Here is a 16,951-nt window from a genome sequence, read left to right on the forward strand (position 1 = left end):
TGTTTTTTGATGCAGATTAATCATCAATGGCTTGTTCTGCCAAAAGTTGAAATTTCCAGCCTGTATTATCGCTTGTTTTTTGTGTTTGTTTGAGGATAATTCCGATGAGTTCTTCTTTAGGATCGGCAAAATATTGGGTATTGAAATAGCCTCCCCAGTTAAAAGTTCCTGCGCTTCCTTGTCCGCCCAAATCTTCGCCCATTTGGTTTAAAACTCTAAAACCTAATCCGTGACCGGCATCGGTTTTGCCCCAGGTTTCACCAATTTGGTTTGCCAACATAAACTGTACTGTCGTTCTGCTTAACAATCTTATACCGTTTAGTTCTCCTTTGTTTAAGAACATTTGCAGGAAAGTCGCATAATCTTTAGCGGTACTGGAAAGTCCGGCACCTCCTGAGAAAAAGCTTTTAGTACCTTTTATTGGATAATTGGTATCATAGAACGTATTTGGAAACGGAATCCATTTACCGTTTTCTTTTGTTTGCACCGTAACTAATCGGTTTGATTTTGATTCCGGTAAATAGAAATAAGTGTCAGTCATTTCTAATGGTTCGAAAATACGGGTTCTGTAAAATTCGTCCATCGGCATTCCTGAGATAACTTCGATAAAATACCCAATAACATCCAATCCTTCGCTATAAGTAAATTTCTCTCCCGGATTATGATGCAAAGGTAGTTTTGCCAGTTTTTTGACACTTTCGGAAATGGTGATTTTATCGGTTGTAAATAAATCGGTTACGCCGGCGTCTTTGTAGATTTTTTTAAAACGCGGGTCGCTATCAATTTGACCATAGCCAATCCCGGAAGTATGGGTAATTAAATCACGAATGGTAATTTCTCTTTTGGCGGCTTTAGTAGTATATTTTCCATCAGGATAAACAGAATCTAAAACCTGTGCGTTTTTAAATTCGGGGATGTATTTCGCAATAGGGTCGTCCAGTTTGAATTTTCCTTCTTCCCAAAGCATCATGACAGCAGTAGTGGTAATGGCTTTGGTTTGGGATGCAATCCTAAAAATAGCATCGGTTTTTAATGTTTTTGAAGTAGTGTTATCTGCCATTCCGAAAGCTTTGAAATACACGATTTTTCCCTTGCGGGCTACAAGAGCTATGGCTCCCGGAATTTCCGAATCGGCAACTGCTTTATTGAGCATATTGTCAATTCGTGCCAGTCTTTCGTTGGACATGCCTACACTGGAAGGAGTGTCTTCGCTGAGTTTAGGAGAGTTTTTTATAGATTTAGTTTGGGCGTAATTGCCCAAACTGGAAATCGTAAAAAGTAAAATAAAAAGGTTTTTCATGGTTGGTTTTTTTTAGATTTAATCTGTGTTAAATCTGTTTGGTTGGTTTTATTAAAAGTAAAAAAACGTTTTAAAACTTTTCTTTTTTGCTTGATCAAAAAAGAAACAAAAAAAATCAAGTCTTAAGCTTCCTCCTCGGTCAAATTAGTTTTCGAATACTAAAAGAAAAGAACTCGCTGCGCTCAAACAGCTTTTCTTTTTAAGTATTCTTCAAACATTTGACACTCGACTGCGGAAGCTAAGGACACTCGAATAGCAACGGTTAATTTTAATCTGTCGTAATCTGTCAGATCAGTTTTATCAGTGTTCCAAATATATTTTTACTCTGGAATTTTTTCAATCAGAATAGGATTTTCTGTGCTGTCATAATAAGTACAGGTCATTTCGATGATATCTACACGCCATTTGGCAATACCACATTGGGCTGCATGTTGGCAAAAAGTAAAATAGTCTGTCTGTCCGTCTTGGTGCATGACCAGATATTCAATAAAGCGTTCTTTATTTGCTGAAGATGCGATAGTGATTGCGTCGTATTTTTTGTCGGTGCTGGCAGCAAAATCATTGTCACCATAATAGGAAACACTACCATCGGTCACGATGGTGTCATAGCCTTTTACGCCCAGTTGGATAAGGTCTTGAATGTAATTAGGGAAATCAGCACCTGATTTTACTTTTTCATGTGCTGCTTTAATCTGGTCTATTGAAAACATATTTTAATTTTTTAGGTTTTCAAATATAGGTTAAAAATTAAATGTGGTTTCTGTTTTTTGCCTTTTTTAGTGTTTGTATTTGCGGTTTAATAAAATCAATTTTAGTTTGATATTGTCATAAATCAAGCCGATAATTAGTGTCACAGCAGCAATAAACAATAGCTGTAGTTTTAGTTTGGTGTACAAAATGCCTGCTAAAATTCCTCCAATGAAAAAGAAACTTATTATGGTTAATCGCAGTTTGATGGAAGCAAATAGTTTTGTTCTCTTTTCTGTTTCTTTGTAGAAAAATAACTGTGAAAGTTCAATTCCTAAATCGGTAAAAAGACCTGTTAAGTGAGTTGTTCGTACAGTTGCATTAGAAATTTTTGTCACCAACGAATTTTGTAATCCCATGGCAAATAATAAAGTGTAAGCAATAATATTTGGATTTTTAGTTATTAAATTTTGACCAGATAATCCAATCATGAACAATAACAGGATTTCTATTGATGTGGGAAAAACATAAATGTTTCTTTCTGTTTTTCTGGAAAAGAGCTCAATTAAAAAGCCAGAAGTAAACGAACCCATGAAAAAGAAAAAGATGTATAAAAAATAGACAAATCCGTTGTTAAAATTCAATTTAAAAAGTTCGTCCAGAAAGTAGGCAAAATGTCCGGTGACGTTGGTGGTTAATTTTTGAACCGCTAAAAATCCGGATACATTTACTATTCCTGCTACAAAGGATAATAAAGAAGCAATTTGTAAATTATGACTTAAAGTTCTATGTTTTCCCTGATGTCGAAACATATTTTAATTTTTTAGGTTTTTAATTATAGGTTATAATGGAATAAATTAGATGTCTATCTTTTGTATGACAGCTATGTTTTAAATTTTAGCAAGCTGTCAGTTAGTGTAAAATGTCATCTTGTCAGCTAATTTATTATAATTTTATTAAATACTGACAATTTATAAAACCCTTTTATATTGGCACAAAGATTGACTTATGCACGATGAGTTATTAAATAAGTATATTAAAAACTAAATATAAATAAAAATGGGTAAAATAATCGGAATTGATTTAGGTACGACCAACTCTTGTGTTTCTGTAATGGAAGGTAGCGAAGCAGTTGTTATTCCTAACGCAGAAGGAAAAAGAACAACGCCATCTATCATCGCTTTTGTAGAAGGTGGAGAAATTAAAGTGGGTGATCCTGCAAAAAGACAAGCAGTAACTAATCCAACTAAGACTATTGCTTCTATCAAACGTTTTATGGGACATTCTTTTGCTGAAATTACAGAAGAAGCAAAAAGAGTTCCTTACAGTGTAGTAAAAGGTGACAACAATACGCCACGTGTGGATATTGACGGTCGTTTATACACTGCTCAGGAATTGTCAGCTATGACACTTCAAAAAATGAAAAAAACTGCTGAAGACTATTTAGGTCAAACAGTAACTGAGGCAGTTATCACTGTTCCTGCTTACTTTAACGATGCACAACGTCAGGCTACTAAAGAGGCTGGTGAAATCGCTGGTTTAAAAGTAATGCGTATCATCAATGAGCCAACTGCTGCTGCACTTGCTTACGGATTAGATAAAAAAGGAACTGATCAAAAAATTGCTGTTTACGATTTAGGTGGAGGTACTTTTGATATCTCTGTTCTTGAATTAGGTGACGGAGTTTTCGAAGTATTATCTACTGATGGAGATACTCACTTAGGAGGAGACGATTTTGACCACGAAATTATTGACTGGTTAGCTAATGAATTCTTAGCTGAAGAAGGAGTTGACTTGCGTTTAGACCCAATGTCTTTACAACGTATTAAAGAAGCTGCTGAGAAAGCTAAAATTGAATTATCTGCTTCTGCTGAAACTGAAATCAACTTACCATACGTAACTGCTACGGCTTCAGGACCAAAACACTTAGTTAAAAAATTATCTCGTTCTAAATTTGAGCAATTAACTGATTCATTAGTTAAACGTTCTATGGCACCAGTTGCTAAAGCGTTGAAAAATGCTGGTTTATCAGTTTCTGATATCGACGAAGTGATCTTGGTAGGAGGTTCTACTCGTATCCCAAGAATCGTTGAAGAAGTTGAGAAATTCTTTGGTAAAAAAGCTTCTAAAGGAGTTAATCCTGATGAGGTTGTAGCTATTGGAGCTGCTATCCAAGGTGGTGTACTTTCTGGAGATGTAAAAGACGTATTGTTACTTGACGTTACTCCATTATCTTTAGGTATCGAAACTATGGGTGGTGTAATGACTGTTCTTATCGAAGCTAACACTACTATCCCAACTAAAAAATCTCAGGTATTCTCTACTGCTGCTGATTCTCAACCATCTGTTGAAATCCACGTATTGCAAGGAGCCAGAGCAATGGCTGCAGATAACAAAACTATTGGTCGTTTCCACTTAGACGGTATTCCACCAGCACCAAGAGGAGTTCCTCAAATCGAAGTTTCTTTCGATATTGATGCTAATGGTATTATCAAAGTTTCTGCTACTGATAAAGGAACTGGAAAATCTCACGATATCCGTATCGAAGCTTCTTCTGGTTTAACAGCTGAAGAAATCGAACAAATGAAAAAAGATGCTGAAGCAAATGCTGATGCTGACAGACAAGCTAAAGAAAGAGCTGAAAAATTAAACGAAGCTGATAGTACTATCTTCCAAACTGAATCTCAATTGAAAGAGTTAGGAGATAAAATCTCTGCTGAGCACAAAACAGCTATTGAATATGCTTTAACTGAATTAAGAATGGCTCACCAATCTCAGGATATTGCTGCTATTCAAAAAGGTTTAGATAATGTAAACGCTGCTTGGAAAACTGCTACTGAAGCTATGTATGCTCAAGGTGAGCAAGGTCAGGCTGCTGCTGAGCCACAAGCTGAAGGTGATAACGTTCAAGACGTAGATTACGAAGAAGTAAAATAAGTATTAAGTAATTAGTATTAAGTATTAAGAAAACCGCTCCTGAAAAGGAGCGGTTTTTTTGTTTTATATCAATAAATTAAACCCGACAGGTTTTTAAAGTGTTCGGAAGACCTTAAAAATTTATTGTTTAAACAATCTATTAATCTCAAAGTATGTCATTCCGACGAAGGAGGAATGACAATATTCTGTAAAAATCAGCTGAATATTGTCTTGCTTGACTCTTCCGGACACTTGTGTTTTAGAAACCTGTCGGGTTTGTTTTTAATTGAAATTATTTTCAAAACATGATTTTTCTCATGAAAATTTATGGAGTTTCCAATTACTTTTGTCAGAGTTAATCTGTGTTTTTAAATTGTTAAGTTGTACTTTTTTGCCAAAAGTTTTTTGTAATATTACTGTTAAATGATTTTTGCATGAGAAAAATAAAATATAAAAAGGCTAGAAAAGTCCATCCTAATCAATTAGTTTATACCGGAAAACACAAAAATCTGGAGTCAAAAATGCAGTTGTTTGTATATGACGACTTGGAGTTTACTGAATACCAGGATTTAGCAATTTCAGATTTTAAAGAATGTATTGATACTGTAAAAACAAACTGGCTTAATTTACATGGTTTAAGTGATATTGAAACGGTAGAAGGAATTGGGGCTTTTTTTGATATTGATAATTTTCTGCTTTCGGATATTTTAAATACAGCGAGAAGAACGAAAATGGAAGAGTCCAGCAGTAGTTTGTTTTTTAATATAAAATCAATTTTGCCAACGGAAGACTCGGATAATATTAGTGTTGAGCAAATCAGTTTTCTAATTAAAGATGAAATTTTAATATCATTTCAGGAAAAAAGCAGTGATTTTTTTACGCATATCAGGGAAAGAATACGGACTCATTCGGGAGTGGTGCGAACTAAAAAGGCAGATTATTTACTGTCGCTTCTTTTAGATGCTGTGATGGAAAATTTTTACATTACCATTGAAAATGAGGAAGAAAATGTAGAAGAGTTAATTAATTTATCAAAAACAAGTACCGATCCGGATATTTTAGTGCGAATAGAGAAGCACCGTGATAATTTTAGTTTTTTAAAACGCTCCATTATTCCACTCAGGGATTCGTTATATGGTATTAAAACATTGAAAGACGATGTGGTTTGTAATGTAATTCAAATGGATTCCTATGTCTATTTTTCCCGGTTACATCAAAAAAGTTTAGAACTTTTAGAACAAATTGAATCTGATTTAGGAATGTTGGAAGGTGCTTCTAATTTCTTTTTTTCCTCTCAATCTCATAAGATGAATGAGATTATGAAAACGCTAACAATAGTGTCGTCAATATTTATTCCGTTGACGTTTATTGTTGGTGTTTACGGGATGAATTTTGAATACATGCCTGAATTAAAATATGAAAATGGTTATTATGCTGTCATTGCTGTAATGGTTTTGATAGGAATTCTGATGGTTTTTTATTTTAGAAGAAGAAGATGGTTTTAAGGATAAATAGCATTTCTAGTGTCGGCAGTATTTTAGAAAAAAATGAAATAATAAAATCAAAATATAATGAATAAAGCCATTTATATCGCAACTTCAGAGAGTAATAGTGGAAAATCGATTATTACGCTTGGATTAATGAGTATGTTAATTGGTAAAACAGCTAAAGTAGGCTATTTCAGGCCTATTATTGAGGATTTTGAAGACGGAAAATTAGACAATCACATCGAAACAGTGATTTCTCATTTTGGGTTGGATATCCGCTTTGAAGATGCTTTTGCTATTACAAAAAGTCAGTTAATCAAGAAAAAGAACAAGGGAAAAATAGGTGATGTTTTGGATTTGATTATCGAAAAATTCAAGCATTTAGAAGAGCGTTTTGATTTTGTTTTGGTCGAAGGAACCAGTTTTAGCGGTGAGGGAACGGCTATCGAGCTGGATATGAATGTGCTTATCGCTAAAAATTTAGGGATTCCAACGATAATTGTTGGTTCGGGTGTTGGGAAAACCCTAGAAGAGTTTTTAGACGGTGAATACCTTGCCTATGATTCTTTCAAGAATAAAGAAGTGGAGGTAATCGCTTTTATCGCTAATAAAATCCAACCTGAGAATTTAAAATTAGCTGAGGATGGTTTACGAAGTGTTTTACCAAAAGAAGTTTTGGTGAGTGCTATTCCGGTGATTTCGAGTTTAAACAATCCTACTGTTAAGGAAATAGTGGAGGAATTAGACGCTAAGATTCTTTTTGGAAAGGAGTTTATTAATAACGAAGTAGGAAGTTATAGTGTGGGTGCCATGCAGCTGCGAAATTATTTATTACACCTTAAAGAAAATGCCTTGGTGATTACTCCAGGAGACAGAGCTGATATTATTTTAGGCGCTTTGCAGGCCAATGAGTCAGTTAATTACCCAACGGTTTCCGGAATTATTTTGACGGGAAATATACTTCCGGAAGACAGTATTTTGAAGCTAATTGAGGGATTGAACAGTGTTGTACCTATTATTTCGGTGGATGGTGGTACCTATCGAATAACCAATAAAATAGGTTCTATTCAATCTAAAATTTATGCGGAGAATAAACACAAAATTGAAACGTCGATAAGCACATTTGAAAAATATGTAAATTTAGATGAGCTTGCGGATAAATTAAGTGCATTCCATGCAGAAGGAATGACACCAAAAATGTTTCAGTATAATTTGGTAAAAAGAGCCAAACAACACCGAAAACACATTGTGTTACCGGAAGGAAATGACGACAGAATTATCATTGCGGCTTCTCGATTATTAGCCATGGATGTAGTTGATATTTCGATTATTGGGAACAAAAAACAGATTGAAAATAAAGTAGCCGAATTAGGAATAGCATTTGATTTTTCGAAAGTGACCATTGTTAATCCAATTGCTTCACCTAATTATGATGATTATGTAAATACCTATTATGAACTTCGTAAAAATAAGAACGTATCGATGGCTATGGCCAAAGATTTAATGGAAGATGTGTCTTATTTTGGAACGATGATGGTATATAAAGGTCACGCGGATGGTATGGTTTCCGGAGCAGCTCATACCACGCAACATACTATTTTGCCGGCTTTACAATTCATTAAAACCAAGCCGAATTCGAGTGTGGTTTCATCAATATTCTTTATGTGTTTGGAAGACAGAGTATCGATTTTTGGAGATTGTGCTATTAATCCGAATCCTACTGCGGAACAATTGGCTGAAATTGCTATTTCTTCCGCTGATTCGAGTTTGGCTTTCGGAATAGAGCCTAAAGTAGCTATGTTGTCTTATTCGTCTGGTTCATCAGGAAAAGGAGACGAAGTTGAGAAAGTGCGAACAGCAACTGAAATTGTAAAGAAAAGACGTCCCGACTTAAAAATAGAAGGTCCAATCCAGTATGATGCGGCTGTGGATATGGAAGTAGGACAAAGTAAAATGCCTAATTCGGAAGTGGCAGGGCAGGCGAGTGTACTTATTTTTCCGGATTTGAATACAGGAAACAATACGTATAAAGCGGTGCAGAGAGAAACTGGGGCATTGGCAATTGGTCCGATGTTGCAGGGATTAAATAAACCGGTAAACGATTTAAGTCGTGGTTGTACTGTAGATGACATTATTAACACAGTTGTGATTACAGCAATTCAGGCACAGGGATTGTAGATTGGTTATTAGAAGAAGTAATAGAAAAATATTCACAAAGTAAATCCCGTTTAGTCTCCCTCTCCTTTGGAGAGGGTTGGGGAGAGGAAAAAAGAAAATGAAAATAGTAATTATAAATTCAGGAAGTTCGTCTATAAAATACCAATTAATTGATATGCCGTCAAAAGAAGTAATTTGCAGCGGAATGATTGATCGAATAGGTCTGGAAACTTCAAATTTTAGTTATAAAACCAATAAAGATTCATTGGAGGAAATTTTGCCAATTCCCAATCATAAAATTGGATTGGAAAAGATTTCTCAATTATTACTGGATGAAACTGTTGGTGTAATTAAAAGTACTCAGGAAATTGAGGCAGTGGGACATAGAGTTGTTCATGGAGGAGCCAGTTTTTCGGATACGGTACTGATTAACGAAGAAGTAAAAGAAAAAATCAAACAACTTTTTGAACTCGCTCCCCTGCATAATCCGGCAAATTTAGAAGGAATCATTGTTGCTGAAGAAGTATTTCCTTCGGCTAAACAGGTGGCTGTTTTTGATACGGCTTTCCATCAAACGATGCCCGAAGTAGCTTATCGTTATGCAATACCAAATTACCTATTGACCGAAAACAAAATCAGGGCCTATGGTTTTCACGGTACTTCTCATAAATATGTATCGGAAAAAGCGATGGGGTTTTTAGAAAAAAGCAGTAAAATAATCACAGTTCATTTAGGAAATGGTTGTAGTATTACTGCGGTGAAAGATGGAAAAAGTATTGATCATAGTATGGGATTTGGTCCTATGAACGGATTGATAATGGGAACCCGAAGCGGAGATATCGATCAGTCGGTGATTTTTTATATGGTGAATACTTTGGGTTATCAATTAAGTGAAGTCAACACCGTTTTGCAAAAACAAAGTGGCATGCTGGGGCTTACAGGTCATAGCGATTTAAGGGATATTCAGGCGAATGCAGAAAAAGGCGATTTGAATTGCCAGTTGGCTCTGGATATGAATGTGTATCGCATTAAAAAATATATTGGTTCTTATGCTGCGGTTTTAAACGGAATTGATGCCGTTGTGTTTACAGCAGGAATTGGGGAGAACTCGGCTTATATCAGGAAATCGGTTTGTGAGAATATGGGATTTTTAGGAATCGAATTAGACGAAGCTAAAAACGCAATCCGTTCTTCGGAAATTCGGGAAATAAATACAGCGAATTCTCAAACTAAAATTTTGGTAGTACCAACTAACGAAGAATTAGAAATAGCCAATCAGGTCTATGATTTGATTTTAAATTAAAAAAAGAAAACCTTCTCGTAAGAGAAGGTTTTTAGTTTTATTCTTTATCGTTTTGTTTACCATCGTCCAAAAGGATTGAAATTGCTTTTAGGCTTTCTGTGCGGTCTGCTATAAGTTTAATGATACTTGTAAACGGTATAAATAGTATCATTCCTGCAGCTCCCCATAAAATCCCTCCTAAAGTAATCATGATAATGATAATAAGAGTATTGATTTTTAAACGATTTCCTACTACATAAGGAAATATAATGTAAGCTTCCAAAATTTGTACAATCGAGAAAACGGCTATCACTCCAATTGGATACCAAATAGAATTAAAAGTAATCCACGAAATTGCAATAGGCAAAAGTGATGATACCATGATTCCGATGTAGGGGATAAACGTTAGAATTGCGGCAACAAAACCAAACATAAAAGGATGAGGAATTCCAATAATTAAAAGTCCGATACTATTGAGTATTCCAACAATAAGATAAACCAAGAACATCCCTTTTATAAAATTATGGTAAGCATGTATGGTTTCTAAAAGAATTTCAAGAATTTTTTCTTTTTGGTTTATTGGAAAAAAATGGAGTAAAGCGTCCTTAAACATACTGCGATGAAAAAGTATAAGTGCCGAAAAAACAGGGATAATAATAATATAAAACAGGGTTTGCGAAAGAGAGTAAAACGTAGTTTTTAGTATAGACAGCGCTTGGTTTTCAGAATGACTGATTAGGTTTTTAAGAAAAATAGCCTGTTCATTATTGGTAATGTTGAAATACTGAAAAATAAAAAGACTCATTTGATTGATAGCTTCTATTATTTTTTCCTTAAAAGTATCCCATTCTAAAGCAAATTCTTTGATTTGAAAAACAAGTAAGGATAAGATACTTACTATTATCAAAAAAACAATTGTTAAAGAAACGGCTATGGCTATAATTTGATTGATTCCTTTTTTCTCTAACCATCGGCAAACAGGATAAAGTATAAAACTAATGAGAAGAGCAAATGAAAGCGGAATAAAAATTAGTCTTCCAAAATACAATACCACTGCTAATAAAACAAAATAGAGAAGGAATTCTACAGCTGAGATTTTTCTATTGGCATCAACAACTGTTGGGATTTTAGGAATAAGGCTCATCTTATAAAAATTAGAAAGTTAATTTTTATACATAGTTAAGTCTTTTTTCGTAAAATTAATTTTATTTAGGTGTTTTTTTTAAATTCAGACAAAAACTCTAAATAAATTTGGATTTTAATTCAGGGGAAGGAATCATGCAATGCTCTTTTTTTCCGTACCAACGGTAGCGGTTTTTGGCAATATAATCATAAAAGGCATCGTTGATTTTTTGAGGTAAAATTTTGAAAACAGTAAGTAAGCTATAAAAAGAACCTAATTCGGAAGCGATTTGTAAAGCAGCTTGAGATTTGTAATAATAAGCAATTCCGGGTTCGTACAGAATAATACTATCCGTTATTTTTGGGTTTACACCAATATAATGACAAATTTCTTTACCCAAATCAGATTGTAAAGCCACAAACCGAAAAACATCTTTTTTATCACGTTCAATTATAAACTGCACCGCCGAATCACAAAGATTGCAAACGCCATCAAAGAGAATGATTTTTTTGTTTTTGGGTAGGTTTTGCATTTAGTTAAGTTATTGCTTCGTTCCGATAGCTATCGGAACGAAGCAATCGCATTTTTCGGTTTTACATACTGTCATTTACTGATCTTAGTGTGATTGCTTCGTTCCTCGCAATGACACCGAACACTGATTACTACAAATTATTTCTTAACCGCTTCCACTAAATCCAATTCATCCAAACTTACCTTAGAAGTAAACAAACCATAGTTCACAGTAGCTTTGTTTTTCTCAATAGCATCAATACTTCCTACGGCTTTTCCGTCCAGCATTCGCACTCGGTCACCTACTTTTAGAATAGGTTTTGGTTTTTCTATGACAGGTTTTAGTTTTTTCTCTTTCTTTTCCTTTCTGATTTCTTCAACCTGAACCTGTACTTCTTCAATGATTTCTTTTTTCTTGGCTACAATAGCTTTAGCTTCTTTTGGAGTTGCTTTTTTACGTTTCGAATTTTCGATTTCTACAATTTTCAAAAATTCGCCAATAAGCTCTTTTTTATTTTTGTTGTTGAAGTATTTCTCCGCAATATCTTCTATTTTCTGACCAATATAAATCGTTTTCTGATTACTGTCATACAATTCCTGATAGCTTTCCAGTTTTTGTTTGATTTTGGAATTAATCGATTCCATTTTTTTGCTCTCTTCACGAGCTCGGGTTTCTTCTTCTTTTAAATTCAAAGAAGTTTTCTCCAGTTTAGAACGTTCTTTTTGAAGGTTGGCAATAGTTTTGTCAAAACGCACTTTCCCCACTTCAATTTTCTTTTTGGCGCGATTGATTAAGCCAAACGGAATTCCGTTTTTTTGTGCTACTTCAAAAGTAAACGAACTACCGGCTTGACCTAAAACCAATTTGTACATGGGTTCTAATGATTTTTCGTCAAATAACATATTGGCATTGGTGGCAAAAGGCAATTCGTTAGCCAGAATTTTCAAATTTGAATAGTGGGTTGTAATAATCCCAAAAGCTTCCCGATGGTAGAATTCTTCCAGGAAAATCTCTGCTAAAGCACCACCCAATTCAGGGTCAGAACCAGTACCGAATTCGTCAATTAAAAACATGGTTTTGCTGTTGCACTTCTTTAGAAAGTAGTTCATGTTTTTTAATCGGTAACTATAGGTGCTTAGGTGATTTTCAATAGATTGATTGTCTCCGATATCGGTTAATATCCTGTCAAATAAAAAAGTTTCTGAACGTTCGTGAACCGGAATCAACATTCCGGATTGCAGCATCAATTGCAGTAAACCAACGGTTTTTAACGAAATGGTTTTTCCTCCGGCATTAGGTCCTGAAATGACAATAATTCGGTTTTGTTGTTGCAATTCGATGGTTTGGGGATAAGTGATTTCCTTTTTTTGTTTATTAGTCAAATACAAAATAGGATGGTAGGCTTCTCTAAAATACAAACGACGTTCTTCAGTAATATTAGGTAAGATTCCGTTAATTCTGTCGGCGTATTTGGCTTTGGCAGCAATAACATCCACATCACTTAAAAAGTCCTGATATTCTTTCAGCAAAGATAAAAACGGACGAATAGCATTCGATAATTGCTTTAAAATACGAGTGATTTCTTCTTTTTCTTCATATTCTAAATTGCTTAATTCCCGTGAATATTTCAGTGTCATTTCGGGTTCGATATACGCAATGCTTCCGGTTTTCGAACTTCCTAAAATGGTTCCTCTTACTTTTCGTCTGTACATTGACAAAACGGCAAGAACACGACGATTTTGCACAAAACTTTCTTTGATATCGTCCAAATAACCTAATCCGTTGTATTGGGTTAAAGCAATTCCAAAACTCTGATTGACCTTACCGCGAACCAGATTCATATTTCTACGAATATCCGATAAAGTAGGTGAGGCATTGTCTTTTATTTCGCCATACTTATCAACTACAGCATCAATAAGTGTTATAATTTCTTTCGTGAGCTCTACTCTGGAAGCTCTGGCGTTGATATTAGGATAATAATCATCAAATTTTCTCAGGAAATTCAACAGAAAGTTTACCGTTGAAGACAGCGTAGCAATTTTTCTAAAACTGCCTACCTCCAGAAAACTGTCTTCAATAGCCAGAAATTTTATTTCGTTAGTTATTGCATCAAAACCGTGATTGGGAATCGCATTATTATTTTGAAAAGAAGAAACATACTCAGAGGTTTGCATCAAAGCCTGCATCAAACTTTCCTTGTCTCTAAACGGACTTATTTTCAATGCTTTTTCTTTTCCGATTTCGGTATTGCATATCTCTGAAATAGTTTCGAGAATCGTTGGAAATTGAAGATCTTGTAATGTTTTTTCGGTGATGGATATCATTCTGTGTGCGTGCTTCTTTTTATGCAAAAATAGACAATAGTAAAGATTCTTTCACGAAGATTTTTAAAGTTTTCACAGAGATTCGTAAAGATTTGACAATAGTAAAGGAAACTTAGTGTCTCTTTGTTTTTTCTCTGTGTATCTTTGTGGAATAAATTTATAGTCAAATATGCAAATCAATCTTAATCCGGAATGGCAGGCTGTTTTAGCTGACGAATTACAAAAAACATACTTTAATGATTTGATAACTACTGTAGAAAACGAATATCAAACCCATATTTGTTATCCACCAAAAGATTTGATTTTTTCAGCTTTTAATTATTGTGATTTTTCGAAATTAAAATTGGTAATCATCGGTCAGGATCCTTATCATGGGGAAGGAGAGGCTAATGGTTTGTGTTTTTCGGTTAATGACGGAGTCAAAATCCCACCTTCATTGCGGAATATTTATCGTGAAATTAACGATGATTTGGATAATTTGCTGATGCCGGCTTCGGGGAATTTAGAACATTGGGCAAAACAAGGTGTTTTGATGCTAAATGCTTCACTAACTGTTAGAAAAGACCAACCTAATAGTCACAAACATTTAAAATGGAATCTTTTTACTGATGCAGTCATTCAAAAAATATCTGATGAAAAAGAAAATCTGGTGTTTTTACTCTGGGGGTCTTTTGCACAAAAAAAAGGAAGCAAAATTGACCGAAATAAACATTTGGTTCTCGAATCCGGACATCCTTCACCAATGAGTGCTAATCAGGGAAAATGGTTTGGAAACAAGCATTTTAGTAAAGCAAATACTTATTTAAAATCAAAGAATTTAGAAGAAATAGATTGGGTTTTATGAAGAGGAATAATGTATTAAAACCGCAAATTCGCAAATTTAATTCAAATATTAATTTGCGAATTTGCGGTAATTTAAAATTGTTATTTCTTTATAATTTCTTCCAAAGTAGCTTTGCCTTCTTCGTTTTTTACTTTTAGAATAATTTCCTGACCTTTTAGCGTTTTGCCTTCAATGATGTAGATTTTTGTTTTTTTACCAAATTCCGTGTCGCTTTTGTCAAAATTAACATCGCCAAATTCAAGTGTGTTTCTTATATCTGCAATAGTAACCCAGGATTCACCTAAAACTTTATTTGCATTTTCTGAATAATGGAAAGGTTTGTTGCGAAGATCGTTGAGTACTCTGGCGTTTGGAAAATAATTGCAACGGGTGTCTTTTCCGCTAAAAACAAGGGCTACAAAAAAGCAGCCTATTACTAAACCTACCAAATAATAGGCAAAACGTTGTACAAATTTCATGAAATATTTTTTTGCAAAGGTAGTTGAAAGTTTACTTAAAACACAATTAAATTGATGTCGTTATTAGGTAAGTCAAACCAGTCACCAATGGCTCTGTTGGTCAGAATTCCATGGTAAGTATAAATACCGTTTTTCAAGCCTTTATCACAGCGAATAGCACTTTCGATACCACCGTCTTCGGCAATTTTTAATAAATAAGGAGTGATAATGTTACTAATAGAAAGCGAGGCTGTCTTAGAATAACGAGAAGGAATATTGGGAACGCAATAATGAAGAATATTGCTTTTTATAAACGTAGGTTTTTCGTGGGTAGTGACTTCAGAAGTTTCAAAACAACCTCCGGTATCAATACTGACATCGACAATTACAGCTCCTTTTTTCATGTGTTCGACCATGGTTTCAGTCACTACTACCGGACAGCGTTCTAGGCCACGCATGGCACCAATGGCAACATCACAACGTCTTAGCGCCTTCATTAAAGCTTTTGGCTGGATAGTTGAAGTAAAAATGCGTTGGTTTAAACTGTTTTGAAGTCGTCTTAATTTAGTAATCGAATTGTCGAAAACTTTGATATTAGCACCCAGACCAATAGCGGTTCTTGCTGCAAATTCTCCTGCGGTTCCGGCACCCAGAATAACCACTTCGGTAGGAGGGACTCCGGTAATATTCCCAAAAAGAAGTCCTTTTCCATAGGAATTGGCAATCATCAATTCGGCTGCAATTAATATCGAAGCAGTACCTGCGATTTCGCTTAAAGATTTAACAATAGGATAGGTATCATCAACATCTTTGATGTATTCAAAAGCAAGAGCTGTGATTTTTTTCTTAGCCAAAGCTTCGAAATATTCTTTTTTCTTGGTTTTTAGTTGAATTGCCGAAATAAGTATTGCCTGATTGTTCATCATTTTGATTTCGGAAACGGTAGGCGGTTCTACCTTTAAAATCATTGGACAACCAAAGACTTTCTGAGTATCTTTAGTTACTTCAGCACCTACTTCAGAATATTCTTTATCGGAATAGCTGGCACTTTCTCCGGCACCTGATTCAATCATTACCCGATGCCCGTGACAAATTAACGAACTTACAGCATCCGGAGTCAGACAAATGCGACGTTCCTGATAGCTAGTTTCTTTGGGAATACCAATAAATAGTTTGCCTTTTTTTCTAGCTACTTCCAGCTTCTCTTCCTGAGGTAATAACTGTTGTTTGGTAAATGGAGTTATTGATATTGACATCGTTTTTGCTACAATTAAAAAGTAAAATTACACAAAAAGATTAAAAAAATAAGCTTTCAATTCTGATAAAAACACAAATGAATTTATTTATTAACATAAAGTTTGTTTTTTGAGGTTTTTATAGAAATATTTTGGCAGTCTTTTCGGAATTTCTTTTTAATAAATATTATTTAAAATACTGAATATCAGTAATTAAAAAACTTGTTTAATTTAGTTTCAAAAGGCGTTTTCCGTCCGAAAGTACTTCGATAGTAATGGTCGAATGTGTTTCAGGAATCAAACTGGCAATATTTTCGGCCCATTCGATAAAACACCAATTCCCGGAATACAAATAATCATCAACTCCCATATCGAGTGCTTCTGTTTCGTTTTTTAATCTGTAAAAATCAAAATGATAAATCAACTGATTGTTAGCTGCTTCGTATTCGTTAACTAAAGAAAAGGTTGGACTGGAAGTGGCATCGGTAACTCCCAGTGTTTTACACAATTGTTTGATAAAAGTGGTTTTTCCCGCGCCCATTTCGCCATTAAAAAGCAAAATTTTATTCGGCTGAGCCGCTACAATCAATTCGGCTACATTGCCTATTTCGTCTAATGAAAAAGTGATTTCCATTCTTTAAAAGTTTA

14 protein-coding genes are annotated in these 16,951 nt (G+C 34.6%); 5 read left to right on the forward strand and 9 right to left on the reverse strand.

The genetic code is table 11. From position 1 onward, the window contains the following. Positions 1–16: 16 nt before the first annotated feature. The 3 genes from IEV84_RS05480 to IEV84_RS05490 all read right to left on the reverse strand — a co-directional run bounded on the left by IEV84_RS05480 (position 17) and on the right by IEV84_RS05490 (position 2,799). Entirely contained in the window at positions 17–1,300 is a 1,284-nt protein-coding gene (locus tag IEV84_RS05480) for a serine hydrolase domain-containing protein (protein ID WP_188493227.1), read from the reverse strand. 320 nt (positions 1,301–1,620) lie between these two features. Continuing rightward, positions 1,621–2,010, reverse strand: coding sequence for a DUF1398 domain-containing protein (locus IEV84_RS05485; RefSeq protein ID WP_188493229.1), 390 nt, complete (start codon positions 2,008–2,010; stop codon positions 1,621–1,623). Between the two features lie 66 nt (positions 2,011–2,076). Next, positions 2,077–2,799: a YoaK family protein gene (locus IEV84_RS05490; protein WP_188493230.1), complete on the reverse strand. Its 723-nt coding sequence runs from the start codon at positions 2,797–2,799 to the stop codon at positions 2,077–2,079. Between the two features lie 247 nt (positions 2,800–3,046). Between IEV84_RS05490 and dnaK the strand changes: the two genes are divergently transcribed. The 4 genes from dnaK (at position 3,047) to IEV84_RS05510 (ending at position 9,850) form a co-directional block, all read left to right on the forward strand. Next, on the forward strand, positions 3,047–4,924 hold the full coding sequence (gene dnaK, locus IEV84_RS05495) for a molecular chaperone DnaK (RefSeq protein WP_188493232.1): 1,878 nt from the start codon (positions 3,047–3,049) through the stop codon (positions 4,922–4,924). Positions 4,925–5,337: 413 nt separating this feature from the next. Next, the gene (gene corA, locus IEV84_RS05500) at positions 5,338–6,408 is read left to right on the forward strand and encodes a magnesium/cobalt transporter CorA (protein WP_188493234.1); all 1,071 of its coding nucleotides are present in this window, start codon (positions 5,338–5,340) and stop codon (positions 6,406–6,408) included. A 66-nt stretch (positions 6,409–6,474) separates the two neighbouring features. After that, positions 6,475–8,568: a phosphate acetyltransferase gene (gene pta, locus IEV84_RS05505; RefSeq protein WP_188493236.1), complete on the forward strand. Its 2,094-nt coding sequence runs from the start codon at positions 6,475–6,477 to the stop codon at positions 8,566–8,568. A gap of 97 nt (positions 8,569–8,665) precedes the next feature. After that, the gene (locus IEV84_RS05510; RefSeq protein ID WP_188493238.1) at positions 8,666–9,850 is read left to right on the forward strand and encodes an acetate/propionate family kinase; all 1,185 of its coding nucleotides are present in this window, start codon (positions 8,666–8,668) and stop codon (positions 9,848–9,850) included. 37 nt (positions 9,851–9,887) lie between these two features. On the opposite strand, the gene IEV84_RS05515 is transcribed toward IEV84_RS05510, so the two are convergent. From IEV84_RS05515 to IEV84_RS05525, 3 genes are all read right to left on the reverse strand, one after another. Beyond that, positions 9,888–10,973 (reverse strand): AI-2E family transporter, encoded by a 1,086-nt coding sequence (locus IEV84_RS05515; RefSeq protein WP_188493240.1) that lies wholly within the window; start codon positions 10,971–10,973, stop codon positions 9,888–9,890. A 97-nt stretch (positions 10,974–11,070) separates the two neighbouring features. Next, the gene (locus IEV84_RS05520; protein WP_188493242.1) at positions 11,071–11,484 is read right to left on the reverse strand and encodes a thiol-disulfide oxidoreductase DCC family protein; all 414 of its coding nucleotides are present in this window, start codon (positions 11,482–11,484) and stop codon (positions 11,071–11,073) included. Positions 11,485–11,621: 137 nt separating this feature from the next. After that, complete coding sequence (locus IEV84_RS05525; RefSeq protein WP_188493244.1) at positions 11,622–13,787, reverse strand: endonuclease MutS2; 2,166 nt, start codon at positions 13,785–13,787, stop codon at positions 11,622–11,624. Between the two features lie 169 nt (positions 13,788–13,956). Between IEV84_RS05525 and ung the strand changes: the two genes are divergently transcribed. Then, positions 13,957–14,631 (forward strand): uracil-DNA glycosylase, encoded by a 675-nt coding sequence (ung, locus tag IEV84_RS05530; RefSeq protein ID WP_188493246.1) that lies wholly within the window; start codon positions 13,957–13,959, stop codon positions 14,629–14,631. Between the two features lie 80 nt (positions 14,632–14,711). On the opposite strand, the gene IEV84_RS05535 is transcribed toward ung, so the two are convergent. The 3 genes from IEV84_RS05535 to tsaE all read right to left on the reverse strand — a co-directional run bounded on the left by IEV84_RS05535 (position 14,712) and on the right by tsaE (position 16,937). Next, a complete protein-coding gene (locus IEV84_RS05535; protein ID WP_188493248.1) occupies positions 14,712–15,089 on the reverse strand; it encodes a DUF4258 domain-containing protein in 378 nt (125 codons plus the stop codon). Between the two features lie 35 nt (positions 15,090–15,124). After that, positions 15,125–16,324, reverse strand: coding sequence for an alanine dehydrogenase (locus tag IEV84_RS05540; protein ID WP_188493250.1), 1,200 nt, complete (start codon positions 16,322–16,324; stop codon positions 15,125–15,127). 205 nt (positions 16,325–16,529) lie between these two features. Beyond that, the gene (tsaE, locus tag IEV84_RS05545) at positions 16,530–16,937 is read right to left on the reverse strand and encodes a tRNA (adenosine(37)-N6)-threonylcarbamoyltransferase complex ATPase subunit type 1 TsaE (RefSeq protein ID WP_188493251.1); all 408 of its coding nucleotides are present in this window, start codon (positions 16,935–16,937) and stop codon (positions 16,530–16,532) included. Positions 16,938–16,951: the final 14 nt, after the last annotated feature.

It is taken from the genome of Flavobacterium palustre (genome assembly GCF_014639535.1).
GTDB lineage: Bacteria > Bacteroidota > Bacteroidia > Flavobacteriales > Flavobacteriaceae > Flavobacterium > Flavobacterium palustre.